This window comes from Serratia sp. G204Y (assembly GCF_051172435.1).
GTDB classification, from domain to species: Bacteria; Pseudomonadota; Gammaproteobacteria; order Enterobacterales; family Enterobacteriaceae; genus Serratia; species Serratia sarumanii.
On sequence record NZ_JBPIZA010000002.1, the window covers coordinates 441,681 to 459,577 of the forward strand.

The 17,897-nt window shown below is 57.5% G+C and carries 21 protein-coding genes; 9 read left to right on the forward strand and 12 right to left on the reverse strand.

The window, feature by feature from the left end:
• Nucleotides 1-30: 30 nt before the first annotated feature.
• From secG to rlmE, 5 genes are all read right to left on the reverse strand, one after another.
• Nucleotides 31-366, reverse strand: a complete 336-nt coding sequence (secG, locus tag ACSBQQ_RS16480) for a preprotein translocase subunit SecG (protein ID WP_004933519.1) — start codon at nucleotides 364-366, stop codon at nucleotides 31-33.
• Between the two features lie 220 nt (nucleotides 367-586).
• Entirely contained in the window at nucleotides 587-1,924 is a 1,338-nt protein-coding gene (glmM, locus tag ACSBQQ_RS16485; RefSeq protein WP_060428796.1) for a phosphoglucosamine mutase, read from the reverse strand.
• A gap of 4 nt (nucleotides 1,925-1,928) precedes the next feature.
• Complete coding sequence (gene folP, locus ACSBQQ_RS16490) at nucleotides 1,929-2,765, reverse strand: dihydropteroate synthase (RefSeq protein ID WP_033648673.1); 837 nt, start codon at nucleotides 2,763-2,765, stop codon at nucleotides 1,929-1,931.
• 91 nt (nucleotides 2,766-2,856) lie between these two features.
• A complete protein-coding gene (gene ftsH, locus ACSBQQ_RS16495; RefSeq protein ID WP_004933529.1) occupies nucleotides 2,857-4,788 on the reverse strand; it encodes an ATP-dependent zinc metalloprotease FtsH in 1,932 nt (643 codons plus the stop codon).
• Nucleotides 4,789-4,844: 56 nt separating this feature from the next.
• Nucleotides 4,845-5,474 (reverse strand): 23S rRNA (uridine(2552)-2'-O)-methyltransferase RlmE, encoded by a 630-nt coding sequence (gene rlmE / locus ACSBQQ_RS16500; RefSeq protein ID WP_004933533.1) that lies wholly within the window; start codon nucleotides 5,472-5,474, stop codon nucleotides 4,845-4,847.
• Nucleotides 5,475-5,617: 143 nt separating this feature from the next.
• On the opposite strand from rlmE, the gene yhbY reads away from it, so the two are divergent.
• Nucleotides 5,618-5,911 carry a ribosome assembly RNA-binding protein YhbY gene (gene yhbY / locus ACSBQQ_RS16505; protein WP_004933536.1) on the forward strand — a complete coding sequence of 98 codons (294 nt, stop codon included), beginning with the start codon at nucleotides 5,618-5,620 and terminating at the stop codon, nucleotides 5,909-5,911.
• Between the two features lie 112 nt (nucleotides 5,912-6,023).
• Here the strand turns inward: yhbY and greA are convergent, their stop codons facing one another.
• Nucleotides 6,024-6,500 carry a transcription elongation factor GreA gene (gene greA / locus ACSBQQ_RS16510; RefSeq protein WP_004933539.1) on the reverse strand — a complete coding sequence of 159 codons (477 nt, stop codon included), beginning with the start codon at nucleotides 6,498-6,500 and terminating at the stop codon, nucleotides 6,024-6,026.
• A gap of 256 nt (nucleotides 6,501-6,756) precedes the next feature.
• On the opposite strand from greA, the gene dacB reads away from it, so the two are divergent.
• Genes dacB through pmrB form a run of 3 tightly spaced genes read left to right on the forward strand, consistent with a single transcriptional unit; the run spans nucleotide 6,757 to nucleotide 9,919 of the window.
• Nucleotides 6,757-8,190, forward strand: coding sequence for a serine-type D-Ala-D-Ala carboxypeptidase (dacB, locus tag ACSBQQ_RS16515; RefSeq protein ID WP_049195389.1), 1,434 nt, complete (start codon nucleotides 6,757-6,759; stop codon nucleotides 8,188-8,190).
• A gap of 8 nt (nucleotides 8,191-8,198) precedes the next feature.
• Entirely contained in the window at nucleotides 8,199-8,861 is a 663-nt protein-coding gene (pmrA, locus tag ACSBQQ_RS16520; protein WP_033648677.1) for a two-component system response regulator PmrA, read from the forward strand.
• Nucleotides 8,858-9,919, forward strand: a complete 1,062-nt coding sequence (gene pmrB / locus ACSBQQ_RS16525) for a two-component system sensor histidine kinase PmrB (protein ID WP_049212705.1) — start codon at nucleotides 8,858-8,860, stop codon at nucleotides 9,917-9,919. The genes pmrA and pmrB overlap by 4 nt, the downstream gene beginning before the upstream one ends.
• Before the next feature lie 36 nt (nucleotides 9,920-9,955).
• Here the strand turns inward: pmrB and cgtA are convergent, their stop codons facing one another.
• The 4 genes from cgtA to rplU form a co-directional block, all read right to left on the reverse strand.
• A complete protein-coding gene (gene cgtA / locus ACSBQQ_RS16530; RefSeq protein ID WP_004933553.1) occupies nucleotides 9,956-11,128 on the reverse strand; it encodes an Obg family GTPase CgtA in 1,173 nt (390 codons plus the stop codon).
• A gap of 16 nt (nucleotides 11,129-11,144) precedes the next feature.
• A complete protein-coding gene (locus ACSBQQ_RS16535) occupies nucleotides 11,145-12,116 on the reverse strand; it encodes a DMT family transporter (protein ID WP_033636816.1) in 972 nt (323 codons plus the stop codon).
• 105 nt (nucleotides 12,117-12,221) lie between these two features.
• The gene (gene rpmA / locus ACSBQQ_RS16540; RefSeq protein ID WP_004933559.1) at nucleotides 12,222-12,479 is read right to left on the reverse strand and encodes a 50S ribosomal protein L27; all 258 of its coding nucleotides are present in this window, start codon (nucleotides 12,477-12,479) and stop codon (nucleotides 12,222-12,224) included.
• A 17-nt stretch (nucleotides 12,480-12,496) separates the two neighbouring features.
• Complete coding sequence (gene rplU, locus ACSBQQ_RS16545) at nucleotides 12,497-12,808, reverse strand: 50S ribosomal protein L21 (RefSeq protein ID WP_004933561.1); 312 nt, start codon at nucleotides 12,806-12,808, stop codon at nucleotides 12,497-12,499.
• Nucleotides 12,809-13,078: 270 nt separating this feature from the next.
• Between rplU and ispB the strand changes: the two genes are divergently transcribed.
• Entirely contained in the window at nucleotides 13,079-14,050 is a 972-nt protein-coding gene (gene ispB / locus ACSBQQ_RS16550) for an octaprenyl diphosphate synthase (RefSeq protein WP_033636815.1), read from the forward strand.
• A gap of 48 nt (nucleotides 14,051-14,098) precedes the next feature.
• Here the strand turns inward: ispB and ACSBQQ_RS16555 are convergent, their stop codons facing one another.
• Nucleotides 14,099-14,455, reverse strand: coding sequence for a DNA-binding protein (locus ACSBQQ_RS16555; protein WP_033655297.1), 357 nt, complete (start codon nucleotides 14,453-14,455; stop codon nucleotides 14,099-14,101).
• Nucleotides 14,456-14,636: 181 nt separating this feature from the next.
• Here ACSBQQ_RS16555 and ACSBQQ_RS16560 point away from each other — a divergent pair, with 181 nt between their 5' ends.
• Nucleotides 14,637-14,897 carry a helix-turn-helix domain-containing protein gene (locus ACSBQQ_RS16560; protein WP_033636812.1) on the forward strand — a complete coding sequence of 87 codons (261 nt, stop codon included), beginning with the start codon at nucleotides 14,637-14,639 and terminating at the stop codon, nucleotides 14,895-14,897.
• Nucleotides 14,898-14,963: 66 nt separating this feature from the next.
• Here ACSBQQ_RS16560 and mdh read toward each other — a convergent pair whose 3' ends face one another.
• Nucleotides 14,964-15,902: a malate dehydrogenase gene (gene mdh / locus ACSBQQ_RS16565; RefSeq protein WP_033636811.1), complete on the reverse strand. Its 939-nt coding sequence runs from the start codon at nucleotides 15,900-15,902 to the stop codon at nucleotides 14,964-14,966.
• Between the two features lie 464 nt (nucleotides 15,903-16,366).
• On the opposite strand from mdh, the gene argR reads away from it, so the two are divergent.
• The 3 genes from argR (at nucleotide 16,367) to yhcN (ACSBQQ_RS16580) (ending at nucleotide 17,888) form a co-directional block, all read left to right on the forward strand.
• Entirely contained in the window at nucleotides 16,367-16,837 is a 471-nt protein-coding gene (gene argR, locus ACSBQQ_RS16570; protein WP_004933572.1) for a transcriptional regulator ArgR, read from the forward strand.
• 403 nt (nucleotides 16,838-17,240) lie between these two features.
• A complete protein-coding gene (gene yhcN, locus ACSBQQ_RS16575; RefSeq protein ID WP_033638655.1) occupies nucleotides 17,241-17,504 on the forward strand; it encodes a peroxide/acid stress response protein YhcN in 264 nt (87 codons plus the stop codon).
• 120 nt (nucleotides 17,505-17,624) lie between these two features.
• Nucleotides 17,625-17,888, forward strand: a complete 264-nt coding sequence (gene yhcN / locus ACSBQQ_RS16580) for a peroxide/acid stress response protein YhcN (protein WP_033638654.1) — start codon at nucleotides 17,625-17,627, stop codon at nucleotides 17,886-17,888.
• Nucleotides 17,889-17,897: the final 9 nt, after the last annotated feature.

The window sequence follows — 17,897 nt, forward strand, 5'->3', positions numbered from 1 at the left end:
TCACAACCACCGTTTACAAACTTTTTCGGCTTACTGCGGGATATCGCTGCTCGGCTTGGCAGGTGCTGCCGGCGCGGTTGTCTGCTCAGTTTTCACTGGCTGACCCAAGTTTTCCCACTCGCTGCCTTTCTTGCTTTGGTTGCTGCTGAGGTTGCCCAGAATCAGGCTGATGACGAAGAACAGCGTCGCCAGCACAGCAGTCATGCGGGTCATAAAGTTACCGGAACCACTCGAACCGAACAATGTGCCTGATGCACCTGCTCCGAAAGAGGCTCCCATATCAGCGCCTTTACCTTGCTGCAACATAATCAGAGCAACCAGCCCGATTGAAATCAGCAGGAAAATTACCAGAAGAGCTTCGTACATAGTAGTACCCGTATCCTTGCGGCCTCACCGCATGCCAAATGCTTCACACTCATCAAGCAGGCGTTTTTATAAACTGCCTACTGAAGCGGGTGTGAATACTAACCAAAGCCGCCAACCCGCGCAAGGGCAATTTGCAGCCGCCGGCGCGTTTGCGGAAAAAAACGCCAACAATCGCCTATTCGAGCTCAGCTGTGCCGAGCCCGATGGCTAACTGTCTGTTTTAACCGGCGGATTTCACCGCATCGGCAATGCGATGCGCCAGCGCGGTCACCTGCTGCTCGTCCTCGCCTTCCACCATTACGCGGATCAGCGGCTCGGTGCCCGATTTGCGCAGCAGCACCCGGCCGCGGCCAGCCAACTCGGCCTCTACCTGCTCGGTGACCTTGCGCACCGCGTCGGACTCCAGCGGATTGTGATCGCCGGCGAAGCGCACGTTGACCAGGATTTGCGGCAGCAGCTTCATGCCGCTGCACAGGTCGTGCAGGCTCATGTGGTTGCGCACCATGGCGGTCAGCACCTGCAGCCCGGCCACGATGCCGTCACCGGTGGTGGTTTTGTCCAGCAGGATCACATGGCCGGAGTTTTCCGCACCGATGCGCCAGCCCAGCTCCTGCAGCTTCTCCAACACATAGCGGTCGCCCACTTTAGCGCGAGCGAACGGAATACCCAGCTGTTTCAGCGCCAGCTCCAGCCCCATATTGCTCATCAAGGTGCCGACCGCACCACCGCGCAGTTGCCCCTGACGCAGGCCTTCGCGGGCGATGATGTACAGGATCTGATCGCCGTCCACCTTGTTGCCCTGGTGATCCACCATCATCACGCGGTCGCCGTCGCCGTCGAACGCCAGGCCCACGTGCGCTTTTTCCTGCAGCACGCGCTCCTGCAGCTGACGCACGTCGGTAGCGCCGCACTTCTCGTTGATGTTCATGCCGTCCGGCTCAACGCCGATGGCGATCACCGTGGCGCCCAGCTCGCGCAGCACGCTCGGCGCGATGTGGTAGGTCGCCCCGTTGGCGCAGTCAACCACGATTTTCAGCCCCTTCAGGCTCAGCTCGCTTGGGAAGGTGCCTTTGCAGAATTCGATATAGCGGCCGGCGGCGTCGATGATGCGGCTGGCTTTACCCAGCTCGGCGGACTCCACGCAGGTCAGCGGCTTTTCCATCTCGGCTTCGATAGCTTCTTCGACGTTGTCCGGCAGCTTGGCGCCGTCGATCGAGAAGAACTTGATGCCGTTGTCATAGAACGGGTTATGAGAAGCGGAAATGACGATGCCCGCTTCTGCGCGGAAGGTGCGCGTCAGATAAGCCACCGCCGGGGTGGGCATCGGCCCGGTGAAGGAGGCGGACAGCCCTGCGGCCGCCAGGCCGGCTTCCAGCGCGGACTCCAGCATATAGCCGGAGATGCGCGTATCCTTACCGATGATGATCTTGCGGGAACCGTGACGCGCCAGCACTTTACCGGCCGCCCAGCCCAGCTTCAGCACGAAGTCCGGCGTGATGGGGCTGTCCCCGACCTTGCCACGGATGCCGTCGGTGCCAAAATATTTGCGCTCGCTCATGTCTCTACTGTCCCTTAGCTGAAAGTGTTGCCTCGACGACACGCATCGCCTCGACGGTTTCTTTAACGTCATGCACTCTGACAATCTGCGCGCCCTGCATCGCCGCGATCACCGCGCAGGCCACGCTGCCGATCACCCGTTGATCCGGCGGCACGTTCAGCAGTTGCCCAATCATCGATTTACGCGACATGCCGACTAATAGCGGCAAACCGAAACGATGAAACTCCGACAACCGCGCCAGAAGCTGATAGTTGTGCGCCAAATTTTTACCGAAACCGAAGCCTGGGTCGAGCAGCAATTTCTGATTTGTTATCCCCGCCTCGTTACAGCGCCGGATATGGTGCTCGAAAAACGCCTGAACGTCGGCAATCAGATCGTCGTAGTGCGGCGCCTGCTGCATGGTGCGCGGCTGCCCTTGCATATGCATCAGACAGACCGGCAGCCCGCTTTCCGCCGCCGCCGCCAGGGCACCCGGCTCCTGAAGTGAGCGAATGTCGTTGATCAGGTGTGCGCCGGCGTGCGCCGATTCGCGGATCACGCCCGCTTTCGAGGTATCGACAGAGATAAAGACTTCAAAACGCTGCGCCAGCGCTTCCACCACCGGCACGACCCGTTCCAATTCTTCCTCTTCACTCACCTCTGCCGCCCCCGGCCTTGTCGACTCGCCGCCGATATCGATCATCGTGGCGCCGGCCGAAATCAGCGCATGCGCGTGCAGCAGCGCCTGGTTCAGGGTGTTGTGGCGGCCGCCGTCGGAAAATGAATCCGGCGTCACGTTGAGGATGCCCATCACCTGCGGATGGGAGAGATTGAGCGTCATGTCGCGCACGGTTAACTGCATGGTTGGTCCACCTTACTGTTGCCTGGTTCACTGCCCGCCGGGCAAAAAAAACCCCGGCATGCCGGGGTTTGATGTTATTACACAGCCGCAGTTACTTGTCGAGCTGTTCGGACATGGTGTTGCCCGGCGTTGGGGTGCGCGGCTCATCTACCGGCGTCGGGGCTTTCGGGGTGCCGCCGTTGTCGGAGCTGTTGCCTTTGTTCGCATCGTCCCAGCCTGCAGGCGGACGCACGTCTTTGCGGTTCATCAGATCGTCGATCTGCGGCGCATCGATGGTTTCGTACTTCATCAGCGCATCCTTCATCGAGTGCAGGATGTCCATGTTTTCCATCAGCAGCGAGCGAGCACGCGTGTAGTTACGCTCGATCAGCGACTTCACTTCCTGGTCGATGATGCGCGCGGTTTCATCCGACATGTGCTTCGCCTTGGCCACGGAACGGCCCAGGAACACTTCGCCCTCTTCTTCCGCATACAGCAGCGGCCCCAGCTTCTCGGAGAAGCCCCACTGGGTCACCATGTTGCGGGCGATGGAGGTCGCCACTTTGATGTCGTTCGACGCACCGGTAGAGACTTTTTCCGGCCCGTAGATGATCTCTTCCGCCAGACGGCCGCCGTACAGGGTGGAGATTTGGCTCTCCAGCTTCTGACGGCTGGCGCTGATCGCATCCCCTTCCGGCAGGAAGAAGGTCACGCCAAGCGCACGGCCGCGAGGAATGATCGTCACCTTGTGCACCGGATCGTGTTCAGGAACCAGGCGGCCAATGATGGCGTGGCCCGCTTCGTGATACGCGGTCGACTCTTTCTGCGCTTCGGTCATCACCATGGAGCGGCGTTCCGCACCCATCATGATCTTGTCTTTGGCTTTCTCGAACTCCACCATCGACACCACGCGCTTGTTGCCGCGGGCGGCGAACAGCGCCGCTTCGTTGACCAGGTTAGCCAGATCGGCACCGGAGAAGCCCGGCGTACCGCGCGCAATGACGGAGGCGTCGATGTCGGCCGCCAACGGCACGCGGCGCATGTGCACCTTCAGGATCTGCTCACGGCCACGCACATCCGGCAGCCCGACCACGACCTGACGGTCGAAACGGCCCGGGCGCAGCAGCGCAGGGTCAAGCACGTCCGGACGGTTGGTGGCCGCGATGACGATGATGCCTTCGTTGCCTTCGAAACCGTCCATCTCAACCAGCATCTGGTTCAGGGTCTGTTCGCGCTCATCGTGACCGCCACCCAGGCCGGCGCCACGCTGGCGACCGACGGCGTCGATTTCATCGATGAAGATGATGCACGGCGCGGCTTTCTTCGCTTGCTCGAACATGTCGCGCACGCGGGATGCACCCACACCGACGAACATTTCGACGAAGTCGGAACCGGAAATGGTGAAGAACGGCACCTTCGCTTCGCCGGCGATCGCTTTCGCCAACAGCGTTTTACCGGTCCCCGGTGGGCCAACCATCAGCACGCCTTTCGGGATCTTGCCGCCCAATTTCTGGAAACGGCTCGGCTCGCGCAGGTATTCCACCAGTTCGCTCACCTCTTCTTTCGCTTCGTCACAACCGGCGACATCGGCGAAAGTGGTCTTGATCTGGTCTTCCGTCAGCATGCGGGCCTTGCTCTTGCCGAAGGACATCGCGCCCTTGCCGCCGCCGCCCTGCATTTGCCGCATAAAGAAGATCCAGACCCCGATCAGCAACAGCATCGGGAACCAGGAGATAAAGATAGAAGCCAGCAGGCTCGGCTCTTCAGGCGGCTCGCCGACAACTTTCACATTCTTCGTTAACAACGTATCCAGCAACTTAGGATCGTTGACAGGGATGTAGGTCGTGTATTTGTTACTGTCTTTCTTGGTAACGTTAATTTCACGTCCGTTGATTCGCGCTTCGCGAACCTGGTCCTGGGTCAGTTCGGACATGAAGGTAGAGTAATCCACCCTACGGCCATTCGACTCGCTGGGCCCAAAGCTCTGGAATACAGACATCAACACTACCGCGATGACTAACCAGAGAATTAGGTTTTTCGCCATGTCACTCAAGGGATTAACCTCATCTTACAACTGTGTTAACAAACAGCGTTAGGGTACTACAGTTTGCGCCCTGTCGCTACAATGTACACTTCGCGCGAACGGGCGCGGGAAGCGTCTGGCTTACGAATCTTAACCTTCGTAAACAGGGAGCGAATTTCCCGTAGGTACTCGTCAAAGCCATCTCCCTGGAACACCTTCACCAGGAAACTTCCGCCTGGTGCGAGGACATCCCGACACATATCCAGCGCCAACTCCACCAGATACATCGACCTTGGAATATCGACCGCCGGGGTGCCACTCATATTCGGGGCCATATCGGACATGACCACCTGAACCTTACTCTCGCCTACTCGTTCCAACAGCGCCTTCAGCACCAGTTCATCACGAAAATCGCCCTGAAGGAAATCGACGCCAACGATAGGATCCATTGGCAAAATATCACAGGCGATGATGCGCCCGGTACCGCCGATTTGGGTGACCACATACTGCGACCAGCCGCCCGGCGCGGCGCCGAGATCCACCACGGTCATGCCCGGTTTGAACAGTTTGTCGCTCTGCTGTATTTCATCAAGTTTAAACCAGGCGCGGGAACGCAGTCCCTTTTTCTGCGCCTGCTGTACATATTTATCGCTAAAGTGTTCTTGTAACCAGCGACTGGAGCTAGCCGAACGCTTTTTATTAGCCATCTCGTTTTCCAACTATCATAAAAAGAGTCTTATGTCAGGGTCGCTGCTCACGTAGACTCACACCGGTGAAGACCGATTTGGTGATATACATGAGATGGCGGTAGAATGTACCGTTTTCAATCCCAACTTAAGCAAAAAAGACAATGAATCTGAATAATAAACAAAAACAGCACCTGAAAGGCCTGGCGCATCCGTTAAAACCGGTGGTGATGCTGGGCAATAACGGTCTTACCGAAGGGGTGCTGGCTGAAATTGAACAGGCTCTGGAGCATCACGAGCTGATCAAGGTAAAAATCGCCGCTGAAGATCGCGAAACCAAAACCCTGATCGCCGATGCTATCGTGCGTGAAACGGGCGCCTGCAATGTGCAAGTTATCGGCAGTACGCTTATTCTTTACCGCCCGTCGAAAGAGCGCAAGATCAGTCTACCGCGTTAATAACCATCAGGTTAACGAAAAGGTGCCATGCGCCTGACCAAGATAAAAGGCCGCTTGCGGCCTTTTTCCTATCTTTACAAAACGTTGGCGCATTAATGACCAACGGCCTCGATCAGAGATACTCAACCTTCAGGATCTCATACTCGACGTCGCCGCCAGGGGTTTTGATCACCACCACATCGTCTTGCTCTTTGCCGATCAGGCCGCGCGCCATCGGCGAGTTTACCGAAATCAGATTTTTCTTGAAATCGGCCTCATCGTCGCCAACGATGCGGTAAGTCACTTCTTCTTCACTGTCCAGATTCATCACCGATACGGTGGCGCCGAAGATCACTCGGCCGGTGTTCGGCATCTTGGTGATATCGATCACCTGAGCATTGGACAGCTTGGCTTCGATTTCCTGAATGCGGCCTTCGCAGAAACCCTGCTGTTCGCGGGCGGCGTGGTACTCGGCATTCTCTTTCAAATCGCCGTGCTCGCGCGCCTCAGCGATGTCCGCAATGATTTTCGGGCGGCGCACGCTTTTCAGGTATTCGAGCTCTTCGCGCAGTTTTTCAGCGCCAAACAAGGTCATCGGAATTTGGTTCATCGTATAAATACCTCTAAATCTTTCCTGTTCAAATAACCGTCATCCTGACGTATTCGTATGAAAACACGGTTGGCATACCGCCACCCGCCTCCAGGCGACAAACAAAAGAAACCTGACTCGGAACGGAGCCCAAGCCAAGATCGGTTTTGCATTTTGATACGCATTTTAGCCTAGAGTTCCTTGAGGGTCATCGTTTACTTTTTCCCTGATTGCACCGTAGTATGACGGCACGTTATCCAGCTGTTATCCCGAGATTATGCGTTTTTCACGAATTGTCAGTGCATTGGCTTGCGCATTTGTTCTGAATGCGAATGCGGCCCCGGTTGAAGAGTACACACAATATCTGCCTGATGGGGCCAACCTTGCCCTGGTCGTTCAGAAAATCGGTGCCAGCGCGCCGACGATCGATTATCACTCTCAGCAGATGGCGCTGCCGGCCAGTACCCAAAAAGTGCTGACGGCGCTGGCGGCATTGCTGCAACTCGGGCCCGATTACCGTTTCACCACCACGCTGGAGAGCCAGGGCGATATCCGCGACGGCGTGCTGCGCGGCAACCTGATCGCCCGCTTCAGCGGCGATCCGACCTTCAAACGCCAGAGCCTGCGCAATATGGTGGCCGTCCTGAAGAAACAGGGCGTGCGCCAAATCAGCGGCGACGTGCTGGTCGATACCTCGGTCTTCGCCAGCCATGACAAGGCGCCCGGCTGGCCGTGGAACGATCTGACGCAGTGCTTCAGCGCGCCGCCGGCCGCCGCCATCGTCGATCGCAACTGTTTCTCGGTCTCGCTGTACAGCGCGCCGAATCCGGGCGACATGGCGTTTATCCGCGTCGCCTCCTATTATCCGGTCAATATGTTTAGCCAGGTGCGCACCCTGGCGCGCGGCTCCGCTGACGCGCAGTACTGCGAACTGGACGTGGTGCCGGGCGAGCTGAACCGCTTTACCCTGACCGGCTGCCTGACGCAGCGCAGCGAACCGCTGCCGTTGGCCTTCGCCATCCAGGATGGCGCCAGCTACGCGGGCGCCATCCTGAAAGACGAACTGATCCAGGCCGGCATCCAGATCGACGGGCACTTGAAACGCCAGACGCGTCCCGGCATCACCGGCACGGTGATCGCGCAAACCCAGTCGGCGCCGCTGCACGATCTGTTGAAGATCATGCTGAAAAAATCGGACAACATGATCGCCGATACCGTCTTCCGCACCATCGGCCACGAACGCTTCGGCGTGCCGGGCACCTGGCGAGCGGGTGCCGATGCGGTACGCCAGGTGCTGCGCCAGAAGGCCGGCATCGATCTGGGCAACACCATCATCGCCGACGGCTCCGGCCTGTCGCGCCACAACCTGCTGGCGCCGGCGACCATGATGCAGGCGCTGCAGTACATCGCGCAGCACGACAACGAGCTGAACTTCATCTCGATGCTGCCGCTGTCCGGCTATGACGGTACCCTGCGCTATCGCGGCGGCCTGCACGAAGCCGGCGTCGACGGCAAAGTGTCGGCCAAGACCGGCGCGCTGCAGGGCGTGTACAACCTGGCGGGCTTCATCACCACCGCCAGCGGCCAGCGCATGGCCTTCGTGCAGTATCTCTCCGGCTACGCCGTGCCGCCGGAGGATCAGAAACAGCGCCGCGCGCCGCTGGTGCGTTTCGAAAGCCGCCTGTATCGGGATATTTACCAAAACAACTGAGGATCATCATGAAGCTGCTGGTCGTTGAGGATGATGAACTGTTGCAACAGGGGCTGGCGCTGGCGCTGACCGGCGAAGGTTACGTCTGCGACTGCGCCGCCACGGCGGCGGAGGCCAACAGCCTGCTCATCACCAGCCAATACAGCATGGTGATCCTGGATCTCGGCCTGCCGGACACCGACGGCGCCGCGCTGCTGCGGCAGTGGCGCCGCCAACAGATCGATCTGCCGGTGCTGATCCTGACCGCCCGCGACGCGCTGGAAGACCGCGTCGACGGGCTGGACGCCGGCGCCGACGACTACCTGGTCAAACCCTTCGCGCTGGTCGAGCTGCAGGCGCGCGTACGCGCCCTCCTGCGGCGCTACCAGGGGCACAGCGACAATCTGATGCAGGTGGACGATCTGCAGCTGAACCTCTCCAGCCAGCAGGTTTACCTGCAGCAGCAGCCGGTGGAGGTCACGCCGAAAGAGTTCGCCATTCTGGCGCGTCTTATCATGCGTGCCGGGCAGACGGTCAACCGTGAACTCCTGCAGCAGGATCTCTATACCTGGCAAGACGATTTAGGTTCCAACACGCTGGAAGTACACATTCACAACCTGCGCCGCAAACTGGGCAAGGATCGCATCCGCACCGTGCGCGGCATCGGCTACCGCCTGGAACCCTCCTCATGATCAGCATGCGCCGCCGCCTGCTGCTGATGCTGGCGCTGATCCTGCTGGTCACGCAACTCATTAGCGCCTTCTGGCTGTGGCACGAAAGCCAGGAACAGATCGGCTTCCTGGTGGACGAAACCCTGTCCGCCAAAGTGCGTACCGAACGCGTCGATAGCGAGATCGCCGAGGCCATCGCGTCGCTGTTGGCGCCTTCGCTGATCATGATGATCGTCACGCTGCTGGCGTCGTTTTGGGCCATCAGCTGGATCATCCGCCCGCTCAACCAATTGCAGAAACGGCTGGAAAAGCGCTCTGCCGATAACCTGACGCCGCTGCCGATCGCCAGCGACAGCCAGGAAATGGTGGCGGTCACCAATGCACTCAATCAGCTGTTCTCACGATTGGACAACACCATTCAACAGGAACGCCTGTTCACCGCCGACGCCGCCCACGAGCTGCGCACGCCGCTGGCCGGCATCCGCCTGCATCTGGAACTGATGGAGAAACAGGGCGTCAAGGGAAGCCAGGCGCTGATCGCCCGCATCGATCAGCTGATGCACACCGTCGAGCAGTTGCTGATGCTGTCGCGCGCCGGGCAAGACTTCGCCCGCGGCCATTATCAGCATGTCGATTGGGTGGCCGATGTGATCCAGCCGCTGCGTGAAGAGCTCGACGAAATGGCCGCCCAACGCGCGCAGACGCTGGACTGGCACTTGCCGGCTACTGCCACAGTAAACGGCGATCCGGTGCTGCTGCGGCTGCTGCTGCGCAACCTGGTCGAAAACGCCCACCGTTACGGCCCTGAAGGCGGCGCGATACAGGTGCAGTTAACGCCGCAAGACAACGGCTATCTGCTGCAAGTCATCGACGATGGCCCGGGGATCAAGGAAGAGATGGTCGGGGAGCTGACGCAGGCGTTTCGCCGCATGGATCAACGCTACGGCGGCAGTGGGCTGGGCCTGAATATCGTGATCCGCATCGTGCAGTTGCACCAGGGGCGTTTGACGCTGGAAAACCGCCGCGATGCGCGCGGCCTGAACGCCCAGTGCTGGCTGCCGGAAAAGGCGCTTAAATAACAAGGGCCCAGCGTTGCTGAGCCCCTTATCACCGAATTACTTCTGGTAAATAATTTCGACGCCTTCGTCGTCGTCTTCGTCCCAGTCGTCATCCCAGTCATCTTCCGCTTCGGCTTCCACTTCCGCGATTTGCTCGCGGTGGTAGTCATCCCACATGAATTCGACTTTTTCCGGTGCGCTTTCTTCGATCGCCATCGCTTTCGGCTGGGTGTTGATGAAGTTCATCACGTCCCAGCACAGCGCGTTGACGCCTTCGCGGTTGGCGGCGGAGATCATGTAGTACTTCCCTTCCCAGCCCATGCCTTCCACAATCGCCTTGGCGCGTTCAGCGGCTTCTTCCTCACCAATCACATCAATTTTGTTGAACACCAGCCAGCGAGGCTTCTGCGCCAGATTTTCGCTGTATTGGTTCAACTCGTTGATGATGACTTTGGCGTTCTCCACCGGATCGGATTCGTCGATCGGCGCGATGTCCACCAGGTGCAGCAGCACGCGGCAACGCTCCAGGTGTTTCAGGAAGCGAATGCCCAGGCCAGCACCTTCGGAGGCGCCCTCGATCAGCCCCGGAATGTCGGCGACCACAAAGCTCTGCTCGTGGTCCATACGCACCACGCCCAGGCTCGGCACCAGCGTAGTGAACGGATAATCGGCCACCTTCGGCTTGGCGGCGGACACCGCGCGAATGAAGGTCGATTTACCGGCGTTCGGCAGCCCCAGCATGCCTACATCGGCCAGCAGCAACAGCTCCAGCAACAGGTCGCGCGCTTCGCCAGCGGTACCCAGCGTCTTCTGACGCGGTGCACGGTTGACCGAAGATTTGAAACGGGTGTTGCCCAGGCCGTGCCAGCCGCCTTTGGCGACCATCAGCTTCTGCTCGTGGCGGGTCATGTCGCCGAGGATCTCGCCGGTGCCCTGATCCTTCACGCGCGTGCCGACCGGCACCTTGATGATGACGTCTTTACCGCGTTTACCGGTACAGTCGCGGCTCTGGCCATTCTGGCCGCGCTCGGCGCGGAAAGACTTCTCAAAACGGTAGTCGATCAGGGTGTTGAGGTTCTCGTCCGCCAGCAGGTAGACGTCGCCGCCGTCGCCGCCGTCGCCGCCGTCAGGCCCACCGTTGGGGATATATTTTTCGCGGCGGAAGCTGACGCATCCGTTGCCGCCGTCGCCTGCAACGACCAGAATCGCTGCTTCATCTACAAACTTCATTTACCGTCTCCGTAAATCATTCACCGGGCTGCTTCAAAGGAGCAACCAGGGGGGGTTCTGCCCGTCGCGGCCACCACCGGTGACCAATTGCGGAAAACATGGCGCCCGCCACAACCACAAACGCACCGACATAGCCGACAATGTTCAGCGTCGGCGCGGCGAATGCCTGGGGCCAGGCCAACGCCAATAAATCTGAAAACAGCAGGGTAAACAGCGGGGTCAGCGTCACCAACGCGCTTACCTGCGCCGCCTGCCAACGCGCCATCGCCTCTGCCAGCGCGCCGTAGCCGATCAGCGTATTGGCGCCGCAAAACAGCAAACACGCCAATTGCCAGCCGCTCAGCTGGAAAATCACCTCGGGTTTGGCCAGAGGGAACAACGCCATCGCACATAAAGTGTACAACATAACCAGGATCTGCGGCGAAGCCAGCCGGCGCAGCAACACCTTCTGCGCCACGCCGTAACTCACCCAGACCATCGCCGCGCACACGCCCAGCATGACGCCCAGCGTGTAGTCCGTCAGCCGGGTGAAGATCTCTATCAGACTGACGTTGAAAAACAGCATCAGTCCGCAAATCAGCATCAGGGCGCCAATGACCTGGGTGACGCGCATGCGTTCTTTTAAAATCAGCACGCTGGCGAACATCATGCCCACCGGCGACAGCTGGCCAATCACCTGCGACGCCGTCGGGCTCAGGTATTGCAGCGAGGAGCTGAAGAACACAAAGTTGCCCAGCAGCCCCGCCGTCGCGATCGCCAACAGCAGCAGCCAACGCGGCTGGCGGAACATCGTCAGCGGCGGCAGCTTGCCGCGCACCGCGAGGATCGCGCCCAAACCGATGGCGGCCATGGTAAAGCGATACCAGACAACGGTAAACGGCTCCATCACCACCAACACTTCTTTCATCGCAATCGGCAACGCGCCCCAGCAAACCGCCGTGGTTAACGCCAGAGAAATGCCAACGCCGACCTGCTGCTTCGTATCCATATCACCTTCGCCAACGCTGACGGGCCTGCCCTCAGGCAACCCATAAATGTAAAAAGCCCCGCAACGAATTGCGGGGCTTACATCTATTTCGTAAGGCTCGAAAAATTATTCAGCTTCGATGCTGATGAATTTACGATTGCTCGGGCCTTTAACTTCGAATTTGACTTTACCGTCTTTCAAAGCAAACAGAGTGTGGTCTTTGCCGCAACCCACGTTGGTACCAGCGTGGAATTTGGTGCCGCGCTGACGAACGATGATGCTGCCTGCCAGTACTGCTTCGCCGCCAAAGCGTTTTACGCCCAGACGTTTAGCTTCTGAATCGCGACCGTTACGAGTCGAGCCGCCAGCCTTTTTGTGTGCCATTAATCCGCTCTCCTAACTTAAGCGCTGATGCCGGTGATTTTAACGTCAGTGAACCACTGACGGTGGCCCTGCTGCTTACGGTGGTGTTTACGACGACGAAACTTAACAATTTTAATTTTCTCGCCACGACCGTGAGCAACGACTTCAGCTTTGATCTTGCCGCCATCGACGAAAGGAACGCCGATTTTGATATCTTCGCCATTAGCGATCATCAGAATCTGGTCAAACTCAACCGCTTCACCAGTTGCGATGTCCAGCTTTTCCAAGCGAACGGTCTGACCTTCGCTTACTCGGTGTTGTTTACCACCACTTTGGAAAACCGCGTACATATAAAACTCCGCTTTCCGCGTGCCCGACTGTGTTAGTTCAGAGCGCGCTATAAATATTCACAATAGGGCGCGAATTCTACGCAAAAAAGCAGCGCATGACAAGAGCAGAATAAGACCAGAACAAGAAAAAAGAAGAAAAAAAGCGCAGTTTCTTTCGTGGCGTTTATCTGAACCGTTTTTCAAGTACAATCATAGGGACAGTTACCGCCATGTACCGATGTGAGCAGCGATCTCAACGCGGTGAAGAGAAACACAGCTGAAAAAAATACAATGAACCTAGAGCAAATTACCGAGTTAACCGCGCAAGATATGGCGGCCGTGAACGCAACAATTCTCGAACAGCTGAATTCCGATGTCACGCTCATCAATCAGCTTGGCTATTACATTATCAGCGGTGGCGGTAAGCGCATCCGGCCGATGATCGCCGTCCTGGCGGCGCGGGCATTGGGCTATGAAGGCAGCAAGCACGTCACCGTGGCCGCCCTGATCGAATTCATCCATACCGCCACGCTGCTGCATGACGACGTCGTTGACGAATCGGACATGCGCCGCGGCAAAGCCACCGCCAACGCGGCGTTCGGCAACGCCGCCAGCGTGCTGGTCGGCGACTTTATCTACACCCGCGCCTTCCAGATGATGACCAGCCTGGAATCCCTGCGCGTGCTGGCGCTGATGTCGGAAGCGGTCAACGTCATCGCCGAAGGTGAAGTGCTGCAGTTGATGAACGTGCACGATCCCGACATCAGCGAAGAAAGCTATATGCGGGTGATCTACAGCAAAACCGCCCGTCTGTTTGAGGCGGCGGCGCAATCGTCGGCGATCCTGTCCGGCGCCAGCGCTGAGCAAGAACGGGCGCTGCAAGACTATGGCCGCTACCTCGGCACCGCTTTCCAGCTGATCGACGATCTGCTCGACTACAGCGCCGACGGCAGCACCTTGGGCAAAAACACCGGCGACGATCTGAACGAAGGGAAACCGACCCTGCCGCTGCTGCACGCGATGCACAACGGCGACGACGCCCAGCGTGACATGATCCGCGGCGCGATTGAGCAAGGCAACGGCCGTCACCTGTTGGAGCCGGTGCTGCAGGCGATGCAGCAATGCGGTTCGCTGGAATACACCCGCAAACGCGCCGAGGAAGAGGCCGACAAGGCGATCGCCGCGCTGCAGGCATTGCCGGCATCGGAGCACCGCACGGCGCTGGAGGGCCTGGCCCATCTGGCGGTGCAACGCGACTTTTAAGAAATTAATGTTTCTTAAAAACCATCAGGCCCGCATACGCGGGCCTGCCTAGGTATTGCTCTCTTCGTCGATACGCGCCAGCAGGCCGCCGATCCCTTCCCGCATCAGGAAAGCCACCATTTTCTCGCGCTCGCTTTCCGTCAAATGGTAGTAATACTCGATCCAGACCGCCAACGGATCCTGACGCTCTACGTCATATGCCGCCCCGTCTTCCTTCAGCACCAGCAGGTTACGTACGTCTGAAGGCAGGCTGTCGATATGGTACTCCAACGCTTTTCCCTGCACGCCTTTACGCCTGCGGCTGATCCAGCCTTCGCGCCGGGCCATCAGATTGATTCCCTGTGGTGAGGAAGGTAATCCTGCGATGCCTGTCAGTTCCTTGGCGGCAAACCACTCTTTTTTCATAGCCATCATCTCTGGGCAATAGTGGGCAACGTCATTTTTTGGAAATTACTTGGGTATTTTTTAGGAAATTTAATGGTATTCTGGTTTCCGAATAAGCGTTTCACGTTGTTCATGCGCTTAACCTTGACCCGTTAGTTATACCACTAACGCAACTTTGGCTAATCAGAAAAGGAATGTAAACATGAATTCAAGGAACCCAGATTGGCATCCGGCAGATATCATCGCGGCGCTACGCAAGCAGGGCACCACGCTGGCGGCAGTGTCGCGCAAGGCCGGATTAAGCTCATCGACGCTGGCCAACGCGCTGTCGCGCCCGTGGCCGAAGGGGGAATGGCTGATCGCCGAAGCGATAGGCGTCCACCCCTCGGAGATCTGGCCAAGCCGCTATTACGATCCGCACAGCGATTGCCTGCTGGATCGCAAGGCGCGCATCAAATCGTGAACGCGGAGCAAAAAAAACCGCCGGAACAGCGTCCGGCGGCGTTTATCGGCTGACTATCGGCGTCGATCAGTTATTGATGAACTTCTCGCCCAGTTCGATATCTTTGTGCAGCACGTCCAGCATCTCGTTCAGCGCTTTCTGCTCGAAGGCGCTCAGGGTGCCGATATCCTTGCGCTCTTCAACGCCGTTCTTGCCCAGCACCAGCGGCTGTGCGAAGAAGCGAGCGTATTTGCCGTCGCCTTCAACGTAAGCGCATTCCACAACGCCTTTCTCGCCCTGCAGCGCACGCACCAGAGACAGACCGAAACGGGCGGCCGCCTGGCCCATGGACAGCGTTGCAGACCCGCCGCCGGCTTTGGCTTCCACCACTTCGGTGCCGGCGTTCTGAATGCGCTTGGTCAGATCCGCCACTTCCTGATCGGTGAAGCTCACGCCTGGGATCTGCGACAGCAGAGGCAGGATGGTCACGCCAGAGTGGCCGCCGATGACCGGCACGTTCAGCTCTTCCGGCTGCTTGCCTTTCAGCTCGGCCACGAAGGTGTTGGAACGGATGATATCCAGCGAAGTCACGCCGAACAGTTTGTTCTTGTCGTAAACGCCGGCTTTTTTCAGCACTTCCGCCGCGATGGCGACCGTGGTGTTAACCGGGTTGGTGATGATGCCGATGCAGGCTTTCGGGCAGGTTTTCGCCACTTGTTCAATCAGGTTACGCACGATGCCGGCGTTAACGTTGAACAGGTCAGAGCGATCCATGCCTGGCTTACGGGCCACGCCGGCGGAAATCAGCACCACGTCCGCACCTTGCAGAGCCGGGGTCGCGTCTTCGCCGCTGAAGCCTTTGATTTTAACTGCGGTTGGGATGTGGCTTAAGTCGACGGCAACGCCTGGGGTAACGGGGGCAATGTCGTAGAGAGAGAGTTCAGAACCTGAAGGAAGCTGGGTTTTGAGTAGAAGGGCGAGGGCCTGGCCGATACCGCCAGCAGCACCGAGAACTGCAACTTTCATCCTATACTCCTTTATTATCTTAAATATATAAAGCGCCGTGAATGTGTTGGTTACGGACCTTAAGTCATTACACCTTTCAAAACAATAAATTAGCCAATTCTTGCCTGCAGGTGTAATAAAACGGCCGCTGTCGCGCCCATTTTAGATTAAATCGCTTACGCATGAAGGGCATAGCGCACACTAATCAAAAATAGTGCGAGGTTATTCACGAGCAAGTTAACCGGCCGTTACATTACACCCTTACGCAACATCAGAACAACATCATTTTAATAACATTTTATTTACCACTGCGGGCCGATTTTCCGTCGCCAAAAGGGCATATTCATCGCGGCCGGATTTTGTTAAAATGCCGCCCTTTCCTCGCCGCCCGGTCATGCTTATTTTCTTTGGGTCGGCCTTTGTTGCATAAAAATTCATCTATATGCATAATCATGACTTCCACTATCAACATTCCACGGTGCAAAATGCGTAATCCCGCAAAACAGGAAGATCTGATCAAGACGTTCAAAGCGTTATTGAAAGAAGAAAAATTCAGTTCTCAAGGCGAGATCGTTTTGGCGCTGCAAGAAGAAGGCTTCGAAAACATTAACCAATCCAAAGTATCGCGCATGCTGACCAAGTTCGGCGCGGTACGTACGCGCAATGCCAAAATGGAAATGGTGTATTGCCTTCCTGCCGAACTCGGCGTGCCGACCACCACCAGCCCATTGAAGAATCTGGTGCTGGACGTCGACCATAACGACGCCGTCGTGGTGATCCACACCAGCCCGGGCGCCGCGCAGCTGATCGCCCGCCTGCTCGACTCATTGGGGAAATCCCAGGGCATCCTCGGCACGATTGCCGGCGACGACACGATTTTCGTCACCCCGTCCAACGGCTTTACCGCTCAGAAACTGCATGAGGCTATTCTGGGCGTGTTCGAGCAAGAGCTGTGAAACCTGGCGCTAACAAAGTGCGGCTTTAGCCCGCACTTTGTTAGCGCTTCTTTAACTCTCACGTTACCTTTCCCGTCTTCAACCGCGTTTAACACTGCTTTTTTATCCCTCAGCAACACATTTCCATGACATCTCCATGTAACCAGCAGTACCCACTGTGATCTTCCGCACTTTTGGTCAAAAGCACTTACCTTATTGAAATTACATAAATTTAACATCAAAAGATCGTTTTGTGAGCGTTTTTTATTCCTTACTGTTATAAAAAATAAGGATCATAAGGTTAAAGTTTCACTAGCAACTGTTAGCGAACTATTAATTTTTCGCGTTACTATCTGTATACTCATTTTCGTGAACTGAATCACAGTTCGTTGGAACTGATAAAAGAATACGATGAGGTGAGATGATGAAAATTAAAGCTACCGTTGCAACCCTGAGCGTTCTGTCCATGCTTTCCTTTGGTGCATTCGCAGCACAATCTATTGATGCAACTCAGGCCGCAAAACTGCAGCCGGCCGGTGTAATCACCGTGAGCGGCGTCGCCGCTGCGCCTTCCGACATCCGCCAGGCGCTGTCCGACAAAGCCGACGCCAAAGGGGCGACCGCTTACCGCGTAATCGAAGCCCGCAATGACGGCAGCTTCCACGCAACCGCTGAAATCTACAAATAAGTACCGGCATTACCCGGCAACGGGCAATACATCTCTGGAATCAAACGCTGTCATAACGGCCTTCAAGAATAAAAATCGCTGCCAAGCCCTTCCAGGCTGTTATGACCAAGGATCGCTATCATGAACATGAAAACTACTCTCGCTGCATTCGGCCTGCTGTCTGTCATCTCCTTCGGCGCCTCCGCCGCCCAGCTGGTGACTAACGATCAGACCGCCAATCTGCAATCTATCGGCACCATCACCGTCAGCGGCATCGACGGCGCGCCGACCGACATTCGCCAAGCGTTGTCGGAGAAAGCCGACGCGAAAGGCGCGACCGCCTACCGCGTGATCGAAGCGCGTAACGAAGGCAACTACCACGCCACCGCCGAGATTTACAAATAACAACTCTGG

Excerpts from the sequence above, each read along its gene's own strand:
- yhcN (WP_033638654.1), top strand. The coding sequence starts at position 17,625 with ATGAACATGAAAACTACTCTCGCTGCATTCGGCCTGCTGTCTGTCATC.
- yhbY (WP_004933536.1), top strand. The coding sequence starts at position 5,618 with ATGAATCTGAATAATAAACAAAAACAGCACCTGAAAGGCCTGGCGCAT.
- rpmA (WP_004933559.1), bottom strand. The coding sequence starts at position 12,479 with ATGGCACACAAAAAGGCTGGCGGCTCGACTCGTAACGGTCGCGATTCA.
- yhcN (WP_033638655.1), top strand. The coding sequence starts at position 17,241 with ATGAAAATTAAAGCTACCGTTGCAACCCTGAGCGTTCTGTCCATGCTT.
- ACSBQQ_RS16535 (WP_033636816.1), bottom strand. The coding sequence starts at position 12,116 with ATGGATACGAAGCAGCAGGTCGGCGTTGGCATTTCTCTGGCGTTAACC.
- greA (WP_004933539.1), bottom strand. The coding sequence starts at position 6,500 with ATGAACCAAATTCCGATGACCTTGTTTGGCGCTGAAAAACTGCGCGAA.
- rplU (WP_004933561.1), bottom strand. The coding sequence starts at position 12,808 with ATGTACGCGGTTTTCCAAAGTGGTGGTAAACAACACCGAGTAAGCGAA.
- folP (WP_033648673.1), bottom strand. The coding sequence starts at position 2,765 with ATGCAGTTAACCGTGCGCGACATGACGCTCAATCTCTCCCATCCGCAG.
- ACSBQQ_RS16555 (WP_033655297.1), bottom strand. The coding sequence starts at position 14,455 with ATGAAAAAAGAGTGGTTTGCCGCCAAGGAACTGACAGGCATCGCAGGA.
- dacB (WP_049195389.1), top strand. The coding sequence starts at position 6,757 with ATGCGTTTTTCACGAATTGTCAGTGCATTGGCTTGCGCATTTGTTCTG.
- mdh (WP_033636811.1), bottom strand. The coding sequence starts at position 15,902 with ATGAAAGTTGCAGTTCTCGGTGCTGCTGGCGGTATCGGCCAGGCCCTC.
- ACSBQQ_RS16560 (WP_033636812.1), top strand. The coding sequence starts at position 14,637 with ATGAATTCAAGGAACCCAGATTGGCATCCGGCAGATATCATCGCGGCG.
- ispB (WP_033636815.1), top strand. The coding sequence starts at position 13,079 with ATGAACCTAGAGCAAATTACCGAGTTAACCGCGCAAGATATGGCGGCC.
- ftsH (WP_004933529.1), bottom strand. The coding sequence starts at position 4,788 with ATGGCGAAAAACCTAATTCTCTGGTTAGTCATCGCGGTAGTGTTGATG.
- rlmE (WP_004933533.1), bottom strand. The coding sequence starts at position 5,474 with ATGGCTAATAAAAAGCGTTCGGCTAGCTCCAGTCGCTGGTTACAAGAA.
- glmM (WP_060428796.1), bottom strand. The coding sequence starts at position 1,924 with ATGAGCGAGCGCAAATATTTTGGCACCGACGGCATCCGTGGCAAGGTC.
- argR (WP_004933572.1), top strand. The coding sequence starts at position 16,367 with ATGCGTAATCCCGCAAAACAGGAAGATCTGATCAAGACGTTCAAAGCG.
- cgtA (WP_004933553.1), bottom strand. The coding sequence starts at position 11,128 with ATGAAGTTTGTAGATGAAGCAGCGATTCTGGTCGTTGCAGGCGACGGC.
- secG (WP_004933519.1), bottom strand. The coding sequence starts at position 366 with ATGTACGAAGCTCTTCTGGTAATTTTCCTGCTGATTTCAATCGGGCTG.
- pmrB (WP_049212705.1), top strand. The coding sequence starts at position 8,858 with ATGATCAGCATGCGCCGCCGCCTGCTGCTGATGCTGGCGCTGATCCTG.
- pmrA (WP_033648677.1), top strand. The coding sequence starts at position 8,199 with ATGAAGCTGCTGGTCGTTGAGGATGATGAACTGTTGCAACAGGGGCTG.